Below are 11,441 nucleotides of genomic sequence, written 5' to 3' on the forward strand. Positions count from 1 at the left end.
GCTTGAATCGGCGCTAAAATCTTTCCCTCTCCTTTATAAGGAGAGGGATGCCCGATAGGGCAGGGTGAGGTTTCTAGTAAGTTTTAAGTCATTCGATGACCTGTCTATCGTGTAAAAAGTTTGATGAAATCTCAATCAAAAGACAAATTTTTAACTTTCGCCGTAACTATCCTGTTGATGCTGTGCTGCATCCTGCTTGCTCCTATAAGCACAGCAAGTGCATCTCCATCTTCCACAGTTTACCAACAACGGCTCATTCACAGTCCCGATGGTATTGGTAAATTTTACATGAATCGAGAAATAGCCAAAGTTATGGGACATACAGGAGCATCTTGGTTAGAACGACCAAGTCGAGAGGCTGAAGAACAACCAAGCAAAATCGTTAGCGCCCTTAACTTGAAACCCGACGATGTTGTGGCAGATATTGGTGCTGGAACAGGTTACATGAGCTTTCGTATTGCTCGCGTTTTAACAAAAGGAAAAGTCCTGGCTGTGGATATTCAGCCAGAAATGCTGGATATTATTAAGTTCTTGAAGAAAGAGAAAAATATCACCAATGTTCAACCTGTCTTGGCAACTCTGACTAACCCCAATCTACCAGCAGAAAGTGTTGACTTGGCTTTGATGGTGGATGCTTATCACGAGTTTGAGTACCCACGAGAAATCATCGAAGGAATTATCCGGGGGCTAAAACCCGGTGGTAGGATAGTACTGGTTGAATATCGAGGTGAAAATCCCTTTATTCTGATTAAAGCTTTGCATAAAATGACTCAAAAACAAGTACGAAAAGAAATGCAAGCTGTTGGTTTGGTTTGGCGGGAAACTAAAAACTTGTTACCCCAACAACATTTGATGATATTTGAAAAACCCTCTGTGTGAGGAGACATTGCGCGGATGGGTAGGTGTTTGAAAAGTCATGAGCAATTTTGCGGCTCAAAGGCTTATCAGTTCTGAGTTTGAGAGTTTTTTCCAAAAAAAATCATCCGCGCAAGCTCTAGTAGACCTTAATCACTAAAAACGAGGGTGGTAAATTGCCAGTCGATTTTGGTTTGTGCGTTGTTTCGGTGGGTGTTCCACGCAAGTAATTCGGCTTGGAGTATTGCCAGATCAGGGAATGAAACTGTAACTTAATTTATGGACAAAGCTACCCATAATTACTCATTTTTGGGTAGCTTTTCTCGTGCCATACGTTCAATGACATCACTTAAGCTGCCTGCTTGCATTTCATTCTGTTTTTGCTTTAACCATTTTACGTACCTCGTACACCGTAGTTCCGACACCAGAACACAATTTTGTTTATCTCTGGTTGCCTTTATGGTTAAATAGTATGTCTACCAGATGTTTTAGATTTGATGGTGGGATAAAAATCGGAGGCTAATATGTCAAAAGTATCACAAGACAAGCGAGTGGTCGTTGTTGGTGCTGGTTGGGCGGGTTTAGGCGCAACTGTAACCCTCGCAAAACAAGGGTACCAGGTGACACTATTAGAGGCTGGTTCTTATCCCGGTGGATTGGTTGCGGGTTGGAAAACATCTGCAGGACGTTCTGTAGAAGCGGGTATTCATGGCTTCTGGTATCCTTACAGAAATATCTTTTCTTTGATGAATGAACTGGGAATTAGTCCCTTTACAAGTTGGACTCGTTCATCGCAATATTCTCCAGCAGGGTTAGAAGTTGAATCACCGATTTTTCAGGACTTACCGCAACTCCCAACTCCTCTGGGAACTTTCCTTTATACACAGTTTAAACGTTTGCCACTCGTTGATCGCCTCAGCGCTCTGCCTTTGCTTTACGCGATTATTGATTTTGATAATTCTGATCAAGCTTGGCGGCGTTATGACTTTATCACTGCCCGTGAATTGTTTAAAGATTTTGGTGTTTCTGCACGACTCTACCACGAATCTTTTGAACCAATGTTATTGGTGGGCTTGTTTGCTCCTGGAGAACAGTGTTCGGCTGCAGCAGCTATAGGAATGCTTTACTATTTTATCTTGGCACATCAACCAGATTTTGATGTGGTTTGGTGCCGGGGAACTGTAGGAGAACAAATCTTCCGCCCTTGGGTAGAACGGATTGAAAAATCTGGGGCAAAAGTATTAGCAAATCGTCGAGTCAGTGACTTAATTGTTGATGACAATAATCAAGTCACAGGAGTTGTTTGCAATGATGAAGTCTTTGATGCTGATGCACTCGTTTTTGCTGTTGGTATCAGTGGGATGAAAAAGATTTTATCAAGTAGCCCCAGTTTACAAAAACGTGATGAATTTCGCAATCTCAGCAATCTAGGAGCGATTGATGTTTTAGCAACTCGGCTATGGTTTGACCGTAAGATTTCTATTAAACGTCCTTCTAATGCTTGCTTTGGGTTTGATAGAACAACGGGTTGGACATTTTTTGATTTGAACGCGTTGCATGATGAATACCGTAACGAACCGGGTACAGTTGTTGAAGCTGATTTTTATCATGCTAATCAATTTCTTTCTTTAGAAGATGACGAAATTATTCCGATAGTTCACCGTTATTTAGCAAATTGTGTGCCACAATTCCGTCAAGCCAAAGTTATTGATAGCAGCGTAATTCGTCTACCGCAGGCAGTATCTCACTTTGCTCCTGGTAGTTATCGTTATATGTTACCAGCGAAAACAAGTTTTAAAAATGTTTTTATGAGTGGTGATTGGATTGTAAACCGCCACGGTTCTTGGTCCCAAGAAAAGGCTTACGTCACAGGTTTAGAAGCAGCAAATTTAGTGATTTCCTATTTTGGAGAAGGTGCACCAGCCAATATTCTACCTGTGCAAGCGGATGAGCCACACATTCAATTGGCAAGAACTGTTAACAAAAGTGTACGTCAAATTGGTAAATCTATTTTGCCGGAATTTTGGTTACCGTAAGTTACACTCACCCGTCAGGAGAGTGTAGGAGTATAAGGGTGTAGGGGGAACCCCTGCCCCTCCGGGGAGTTCGATGAAGGGCTAGCCACGCAAACGTCCCGCTGCGCTAACAAAGCAGGGCTAGCGAGTCCCCTACGCCCAAACGCGCGTTATGGGCGCAGTACTCTTGAGGCAAATACGATAGATTGTTGTTTTAGTAACGCCACCAAGTTTTTTGCACGTGACTAAGAATAGCCATAGCGATCGCCGCAAGCAGCAACAGCCAAATCACTCCTCCTGGAAGAAAAGTGAGAATACCAAAACCCCGCAGAACCCAAACAGCGATCGCAATACCAAGAAAAGCCCCGAAACCCTGGTTTAATTTACGATTTAATTTAGACGAACTCATCTTATTTCCCTTAAACTCAACAATCACTGCATTTTATATGTAGTAACAATCCTAGTCATTAAATCTGAAAGCTGCAAAGAAAAATCACACCAGAGATGGATGCACTTAAAGCGATCATTTTATTCTGAAGCAATTCTATAAAAATCTACTCTATAGCAGTTGCCAGGTAGATTAGGACGTGAACTAATGAGAAAATACGCACAGCACGAGACTTTCAAGCCTGTTCCCTGTTCCCTGTTCCCTGTTCCCTGTTCCCTGTTCCCTACTCTACAATAAGTTCTTGATCTTTACTCACACATCTAAGTATTTTTACTTAAAAAATGACGATTCGCTATTTTGTGAATAAAATTGTCATTGTATGCTGTCAGAAAACACAATATAGTGATAAACCTGACATATGATGAGCGTGAAGTTTTGGTAATAATGACTAGATCATGACTGTTTCCGGAAAACTCTCATATTTTACTGGAGCTAGAATTAATGACTTGGAGTGTATACCAAGTTAGATGTTCACCAGTTGAAACTTATGACGTTGATGTGTTAAGGAGTGACTGAAAAAAGTATGTCTGCATCCTTTACCTCAGATTCGGTTCCTACAAATTCAAGTATGCCTTGGACTCAAGATAAACAAAAATTACTGATGCAAGGTGAAATTCTGGTACAAACGCGATCGCACACAGCTTGGGGTGGTGCTGTCACCGCTTGGATGTATTTGCCCTTAATGCGATCAAATGTTTGGCAACAGATAACAGATTACCCGCGTTGGGTACACTATTTTCCAGATGTGATCAAAAGCGAAGTTTTGCAATCTGGTGAAATGAAACGTCTGTATCAATCGGCACAAAAAACATTTTTCTTTTTCACTGCCCAAGTAGAAATTTACCTTGATGTCGTGGAAGAATTTGGGCAAAAGATACAATTTAAGCTGCAAAAAGGGAATTTTCATGATTTTACAGCCAATTTAGACCTAAAAGATTGTGGTGACGGAACTTTACTAAGCTATACTGTGCAAGCTACGCCTACCATTCCCATACCATCAATTTTCATTCAACAAGCCATGAACTTTGAATTGCCTGCGAATATGCGTAAAATGCGACAAGTTCTTTGTAAGGGTCAGTAAAAGATGTCACAGGCACAAGAAATTTTAGACTTTTGGTTTGGTAGTTCTGGTGAACCAGACTATCCTAAACCAAAGTCTTTTTGGTTCAGTAAAAAACCAGAGTTTGATGAACAACTGCGAATCCGGTTTCTGATAGATTACCAAAAGGCGGCAGCAGGATATCTAGACGACTGGATCGATTCTCCTGATAGTTGTCTAGCATTGATTTTGCTGTTGGATCAGTTTCCCAGAAATGTGTTTCGTGATACTCCCGAAGCCTTTGCTACTGACTGGGAAGCACTCTCAGTCGCTCACCACGCTGTTGCAAAAGGATATGATCACATGTTGGTACCTGTACAACGCTGGTTTATTTACTTGCCTTTTGAACATAGCGAAAATCTGGAGCATCAGAATCAAGCAGTACGACTGTTTCAGCAATTGGGTGATGATCCTGATAGTGTGAGTCCCATTGATTATGCAGTGCGCCATATGCAAGTGATAGAGCGTTTTGGGCGCTTTCCTCATCGCAATAAGATTTTGGGAAGAATTTCAACTCCAGAAGAAAAGGAGTTTTTGAAGCACAAAAGCTCATCCTTTTAAGTTTATCAGTCCTGAGTTGTGAGTTCAGATACATGAGTTTGACACTCTCCGAACTAAGCAAACTTCGCTGACGCTCGTTTACTTACAAAGTTCGGAGATTCTTGAAGACTCCACAAACGAAGTTTCGATGGTGCTGACAAAGACACCCTACTGATTCCATTAACAACTAGTCCTAATTTCATCGCTACTTTACGGACAATGTTTGCGGCTCCATTGCAATCCGCATTTAGTTTGTATCCGTTTGCAGTTCTATAAAGACCGCGTTTTACTCGTTTCCCGGATGGTTGCCACCCTTCGGGTTTTTCGCCGAAAGTAGGTAGCACGTCGTTATCCAAGAAAGATGCTTTAGATGTATAACTTTCTTCTGTTTCCGTCAACTCAATTTTGTAGTATTCACATAATTGAGCAATCCTATCCTTAAGACGGGATGTAGGAATTTGTACAAAAGTCTGGTTAGTTTTGCGTCCAAGGTTAATTTCTTGACGCTGCCGTTTATTCCAACCAAAGACAACTCTACCAATCTTGTTTTTTAGGCAATGCCTAATAACTTTGCGTGCGGCTTTGTTTATCCCATCTCGCATTTGGCGATTTCGCTTTTCCGTTATGTGCGCCAGTTGCTTAGACCAAAAGCCTTGAGGTTTGTCTTTTTTCAGCGTGGATACTCGTTTATTGTAGTTTTGATTCATTGATTTTAAATGTCTGCCATCAATGATAAAACTAGTTCCAATATTGGAAACGCAAGTTAGCCAATTATTAATACCTGGATCAACTCCTAACACTTTTACTTTGTCAAGCGTCGGTTGTTCCGTATCAGGCATTTTGTACACAAACTCAGCATAAAAGCATTGGTTGCGAGGTAGGATGCGAATTTCCCTAATCTCGCTGTACTTTAGATTTGAGGGCATTGGCAGGTAGAAAGCGTCCAACCCAAACCAAATTTTTACCTTGCTACCTAGCGGGAACCGCAATAAACCATCTTTGAGCTTAACGTCAGCGCGAGGAAAAGTAGCTAATGCTAGACCGTTTTTGCGGTAACCAGGTAACTTTGGTCGTTGCTCCACAGCACCTTTGTTAACTGCTTTGAGCAAGCCCAAGTAAGACTTAAAAGATTCGGCGATCGTGGTTAAACATTGTTGAGCAACGTGAGAGTACAGTGCTTGAAAATGAGGATTGGTTTTTAATAACTTGTGCAAATCAAACTTACTAAGTATCTTGCCAGTCTTAAAATAAAGCTGCCTTGCGTAGTACGTCCCGCAATTACCTAGTTTTGCCGATTCTGAGCAAACAAACTGTAAAACGCCTTCTAGACTTTTATCTGTTTTTATCAATACTTGCTGGCATCCAAACACTTAACCCTCTTTGTTGTTCTCTCAAAACATAACGACAATAGCATACTAAAATGGAAATGTGTTGGTATTTTAGAAGAAAACAACAAAATATATGCTAAAGGCTTCTGAGTATAAAAGCGGGAACCATAACAAGTACTTGTTAAACTTGCATTACGTCTGGTGTCCTAAACGCCGTAAAAAAGTGCTGATAGGGGATGTTGCCAGGCGTGCCAAAGAAATTTTTTACATACTTGCCAACGAAAAGGGATGGGATATTTTAGCTTTGGAAGTTGCCCCAGACCACATACATTTATTTATCGGTGTTACTCCATCCGACGCACCCCATCTGGTCATAAAAGCTTTTAAGGGTCGGTCTAGCTATTACCTTAGAAAAGAATTTCCAGAACTGCTTAAGCTGCCTAGTCTATGGTCTAGGAGTTACTTTGTTAGCAGTGCCGGAAACGTAAGTAGCGAAGTAATTAAAAAGTATATCGAAGATCAGCATCACGGTTAACGGACAAGGCAGTTAAAACTGCCGTTCGCTTCTACTCAGGTCTGAAGACACTGAGCTTGTCAGCTTCTCGGAGTCGGCTTTCTTGTCAGCAAAGAAACAAAGCTCATAATTTCTCATTTATAATGTATAATTAAGAATTAATCTATCTTAAAACTCGATAATCAACTATATTAGATACCATGACCGTTGTTAACGTCGTAGAATTTATTTGGGCACTTTCCGCTGTTGGTCTCATTGTTTTGGTTTTGCTGCATAGTCCCAAAGGCGATGGCATAGGAGCCATTGGTGGACAAGCCCAGTTGTTCAGCAGCACAAAGAGTGCAGAAAATACATTAAACCGAGTGACTTGGGCACTCACAGCCATTTTTCTTGGTTTAACTGTGGTTTTAAGTGCTGGTTGGCTCCTCCCTAAATAACATGAAAATATGGGGAGGTTGATTAAATAGCCAAATACTTTACTAGACTTTTTCATAATTAGTCAGAAAAAGAAGTTTGACATATTTGTAGCTTTCTGATACTTTGGTGACAGTGCTGAAAACCAAAGCCCAAAATCATCTGGTTTGTAAACCACAGCTCACTTCAAAACTAGCAAGCCTGTAAAAAGGTCGAACGGGATACCACGATTCGTTAAATTAGCTGAAAATAACGGTTGAACAATGGCTAAAAGCTTCAAAAAGTTGTTTCTTTGAAAAATAGGGTGGGCTACACCCGAATTTAGGCTTGTGGGACGGCAGGTGCTACAACGGGGGGAACCCCCGCAACGCACTGCCTCACAGGTTGGAGCCGGCTCCCTTGGTAGAAGCAAGAAGCAAACCCTCTAAAGGAAACTTTAGTTGAATGGCGATCTTTAAATAAGTTTGGTCAAGTTTTGTATAGCAGACAAACCCAAAAACTCATATTGAGTACTCCCAAAAGTACTATTAGAACTACCATTACAAAAACTGTAGTCTTGCAGCGCTTGATTGTCTCACTAGCATTAGCTATTGGTACAGCGCTGCTTATTATTTTGACCAGTTTCCAATCCAGCGCCATCCTTGTTACCTCTGCCTCACCTCCCCTCAAGCCTCATCCACTACCACCAACACTGACGCAGTGGCAAGATAGCACTAACAGCGGTGACTACTTTTCTCAAGTTAGTCCAACCCAAGTTGGTTATCTCGTTTGGTCGCAGTTTCCCATTCGGGTTTATGTAGAATCAACCCAAGCAGTTAATAGTAAACAGGCAGAAGATTGGGTGAAAACCGTTTCACAAGCAGTTCAGGAGTGGAGTGTTTATTTGCCTTTGGCGATCGTTGAACAACCCAAAGACGCAGACATTACTATTGTGCGAAAAACTCCACCATTGCAAACTTCTCCTGGTAGTAAAATACTGCGTGCGCGTTCTGCTCAAACGACTTATGAAATGTACGTTAGCAAAAATAATCTTTTATCTCACCGCTTCAGGATTTTGTTGAGTCCTAGCCAAACAGGACAGTATCTCCTTGCAGCCACTCGCCACGAATTTGGTCATGCATTAGGAATATGGGGACATAGTCCGCTGCCAAGCGATGCTTTATACTTTTCTCAGGTTCGCAACTCGCCGCCGATTTCTGCTAGAGATGTGAATACCTTAAAGCTGGTTTATGAACAGCCAACGAGTTTGGGATGGTCTGTAGGAACTTTCTCAGTAAAAAACAGCCACGAAACATAGATTATTTGTTAAGGGTTCTGGTGAAAATCATCCTTTGGATATAGTCCACATCAGCAAGAACCGCACTTTTACCTATCGTTTCTATGGAAAGCAATACATACACAATGGTTTTCGGTTGTCACACTTGTCAATACCCCCTGACCTGAATCGTTACGATAATTTAAGAATAAGGAACTTGTCACGCATTCTATTGTCTGGTTATTCATCCGACACTATATGCCTAATAACATGCTTTCAAAGAACAGGTCAGGTGTATGGCTATACTCGGATAAACTAACTAAATCCTTGCCTAAGATAGATGTTTAATCTCCTCTTAAAAAGCTATATAAAATTATAGAAAGAATGTTTTGCAGTGATTCTCCTTTTCTAACATGAAAAGTTTATTGCAGTATCCTTGAGCGCATTTTTAACTCATCAACGCCTACGTATTTCAAAACAATTTGATTTTTTATGAGTTGCGTTATTGAGGTCTAAGTTTGAAAAAGAACTTGTTCAGTAGTTGATTCAAGTGCAATCTATCAACTGAATCTCATGACTTCTGAGGATTTTTCGGTAGGCGAGATAAGTGTCATCTTTTTTGTGAGGAGTGAAAAAAGTTATGTATATCTCAAAGCGTTTGTCAACAGTCAGCAGCGCATTGATAACGTTAGGAATAATTACTGCTACAGCTAGTCCTACATTAGTTTCTGCTCAAATACCTCAAGAAATAACTCCATCGACAACTCCATCGACAACTCCATCGACAACTCCATCGACGACTCCATCGACGACTCCATCAACAACTCCAACAACGAGTAACTTTCCTGATGTTGCGGCAGATTACTGGGCACAACCATTTATTCAAGCTTTAGCTGCAAGAAACGTAATAACCGGTTTTCCTGATGGTACTTATAGACCGGATCAACCTGTGACTCGTGCTGAATTTGCAGCAATGATTCAAAAAGCTTTCAACAAAAGCCCAGTTCGGCAGTCAACTCCTGGTGGATTTAAAGATGTTCCTTCTACCTATTGGGGGGCTACTGCAATTACTCAAGCCTACGAAAGCGGATTTTTATCAGGGTATCCAGGGAACGTGTTTAGACCAAATCAGCAGATTCCTAAGGTGCAGGCGATCGTTGCTTTAACAAGTGGTTTAGGTTTGACTGCTAGTGGTGATGCAAGCAGTAGTCTTGGTACTTATTACACAGATGCTAGTTCTATCCCAAACTATGCTGTGAATAATGTGGCAACTGCAACACAAGATAATCTTGTGGTTAACTATCCAAATGTGAGTACCCTCAATCCACTTGCACCTCTAACTCGTGCAGAAGCTGCAGCACATTTATATCAAGCTTTGGTTAAACTGGGACAGGTGCCACCTCTTGCGAACAATGTCGCAGCTGCTAATTATATTGTTGGTAGAACCACTGCGAGCGCTCCAACAACTAGCACAGATATTGTATCCGTTGCTGCTTCTAGTAATTCTTTTACAATCTTGACTTCTTTATTGAAAACAGCAGGTCTGGCTGATGCTCTACAACAACCAGGTCCTTACACTGTTTTCGCTCCCACCGATGAGGCATTTTCTGCTTTGCCTCAACAAACCTTACAGCAGTTGCAGCAGCCAGAAAATAGAGAAACACTGATTAAAATATTAAGATACCACGTGGTGCCTGGTAGCCTTGGTGCTGATCAACTTAGGGCTGGTAATATCACAACCGCTGAGGGCTTACCCCTAAAGGTTAAAGTCGAAGGTAGTAATCAAATTGCAGTCAATAATGCCAGCGTGACTCAGCCGAACATCCAAGCAAGCAACGGTGTGATTCATGCGGTTAACAGAGTCCTCATACCGTCTAATGTAAGTCTCAAGACACAGAATGGCGGAGGTAGTGGAGATGGTATTACGCCAGGTAGAGCCACTCGTGGTGTCTCTAGCTATATCGGAGTTGGTGGTAATATTGGCTTAGGCGGTGATTCAGCTCTTAGTGATGGGAACTTTGCAGTTTTCAGTAAAATTGGGCTAACACGAAACTTCTCGGTGCGACCTTCAGCAGTGATTGGGGATGATCCGCTCATTCTAGTTCCCATTACCTTCGACCTCACACAACGAGGAATAGGACAAGGATTTAGCATCGCGCCTTATGTAGGTGCTGGTGTTGCGATTGAAACCAGTGATGATGCTGATGTTGGTTTCCTTCTTTCTGGCGGTGTTGATGTGCCATTATCTCGTAGATTTACATTAACAGGTTCTGTGAATGCAGCTTTTCTAAATGAGACTGATGTCGGGCTGATGCTAGGAGTTGGCTACAATTTCTAAGTAACGGAACCCTCCGGGAACGCCCGTCCCCTGGCTACCCTTGAAAACGCGCTTGTGCTACAACGGGGGGAACCCTAGTCGAGCAGTAGCTCCCCTACCAAGAGCGCTGGTCTCACCTCACCCTGCCCTGTCGGGCATCCCTCTCCTTATGAAGGAGAGGGAAATTTTTTTGTAGGTAAAAGCGAGGGTATGACAAAAAACACTTTGTCACAAAATCTTACAAATAATTACTATGAGCCTACAAACCTTATATCAGTACTACTGAGCTATAATTTTACTTGTTTGAAAGTATTCTTCCCAACTTCATACTCGTAAAATACCGAGGATAAAACAAGTGCGCCACCCACTCTTTTTCTTGACTTTAGCCCTTGCAACCGTATTCAGCTTTAGCTACGGTAAGGTAGCTAAAGCACAAATCACTCCTGATAACACGCTGGGCGCAGAGAACTCCCGCGTCACACAGGATGTGATTAAGGGCACCCCTAGCGACAAAATTGATGGGGGCGCAATTCGTCAGGGGAACCTGTTCCACAGTTTTCAGGAATTTAATGTAAACGCTGGTAGAGGAGCTTATTTTTATAATCCGGCAGGGATTGCAAACATACTCACCAGAGTGACTGGGGGTAATGTCTCGA

General features: G+C 41.9%; 11 protein-coding genes. 9 read left to right on the top strand and 2 right to left on the bottom strand.

Going from position 1 to position 11,441, the window contains the following annotated elements; translation table 11 throughout:
* Nucleotides 1-123 precede the first annotated feature (123 nt).
* Nucleotides 124-879, top strand: a complete 756-nt coding sequence (locus AC5590_RS08110) for a class I SAM-dependent methyltransferase (RefSeq protein ID WP_169268465.1) — start codon at nt 124-126, stop codon at nt 877-879.
* A gap of 500 nt (nt 880-1,379) precedes the next feature.
* On the top strand, nt 1,380-2,891 hold the full coding sequence (locus AC5590_RS08115) for a hydroxysqualene dehydroxylase (protein WP_169268466.1): 1,512 nt from the start codon (nt 1,380-1,382) through the stop codon (nt 2,889-2,891).
* A 193-nt stretch (nt 2,892-3,084) separates the two neighbouring features.
* Here AC5590_RS08115 and AC5590_RS08120 read toward each other — a convergent pair whose 3' ends face one another.
* Nucleotides 3,085-3,279, bottom strand: a complete 195-nt coding sequence (locus AC5590_RS08120; RefSeq protein ID WP_169268467.1) for a hypothetical protein — start codon at nt 3,277-3,279, stop codon at nt 3,085-3,087.
* A 562-nt stretch (nt 3,280-3,841) separates the two neighbouring features.
* On the opposite strand from AC5590_RS08120, the gene AC5590_RS08125 reads away from it, so the two are divergent.
* Complete coding sequence (locus AC5590_RS08125) at nt 3,842-4,399, top strand: SRPBCC family protein (RefSeq protein ID WP_169268468.1); 558 nt, start codon at nt 3,842-3,844, stop codon at nt 4,397-4,399.
* Between the two features lie 3 nt (nt 4,400-4,402).
* A complete protein-coding gene (locus AC5590_RS08130; RefSeq protein ID WP_169268469.1) occupies nt 4,403-4,978 on the top strand; it encodes a DUF924 family protein in 576 nt (191 codons plus the stop codon).
* Nucleotides 4,979-5,031: 53 nt separating this feature from the next.
* Here AC5590_RS08130 and AC5590_RS08135 read toward each other — a convergent pair whose 3' ends face one another.
* On the bottom strand, nt 5,032-6,327 hold the full coding sequence (locus AC5590_RS08135) for an RNA-guided endonuclease TnpB family protein (RefSeq protein ID WP_169268470.1): 1,296 nt from the start codon (nt 6,325-6,327) through the stop codon (nt 5,032-5,034).
* Nucleotides 6,328-6,418: 91 nt separating this feature from the next.
* Between AC5590_RS08135 and tnpA the strand changes: the two genes are divergently transcribed.
* The 5 genes from tnpA to AC5590_RS08160 all read left to right on the top strand — a co-directional run.
* A complete protein-coding gene (gene tnpA, locus AC5590_RS08140) occupies nt 6,419-6,820 on the top strand; it encodes an IS200/IS605 family transposase (RefSeq protein ID WP_169268471.1) in 402 nt (133 codons plus the stop codon).
* Nucleotides 6,821-6,999: 179 nt separating this feature from the next.
* A complete protein-coding gene (secG, locus tag AC5590_RS08145; RefSeq protein ID WP_169268472.1) occupies nt 7,000-7,236 on the top strand; it encodes a preprotein translocase subunit SecG in 237 nt (78 codons plus the stop codon).
* A gap of 482 nt (nt 7,237-7,718) precedes the next feature.
* A complete protein-coding gene (locus tag AC5590_RS08150; RefSeq protein WP_211178743.1) occupies nt 7,719-8,510 on the top strand; it encodes a peptidase in 792 nt (263 codons plus the stop codon).
* Between the two features lie 598 nt (nt 8,511-9,108).
* Nucleotides 9,109-10,806, top strand: a complete 1,698-nt coding sequence (locus AC5590_RS08155; protein WP_169268474.1) for a fasciclin domain-containing protein — start codon at nt 9,109-9,111, stop codon at nt 10,804-10,806.
* A 355-nt stretch (nt 10,807-11,161) separates the two neighbouring features.
* Nucleotides 11,162-11,441, top strand: a 280-nt coding sequence (locus tag AC5590_RS08160) for a two-partner secretion domain-containing protein (protein ID WP_211178744.1), incomplete at its 3' end; no start/stop codon positions are given.

Source organism: Brasilonema octagenarum UFV-OR1, from assembly GCF_963888615.1.
Lineage (GTDB): Bacteria > Cyanobacteriota > Cyanobacteriia > Cyanobacteriales > Nostocaceae > Brasilonema > Brasilonema sennae.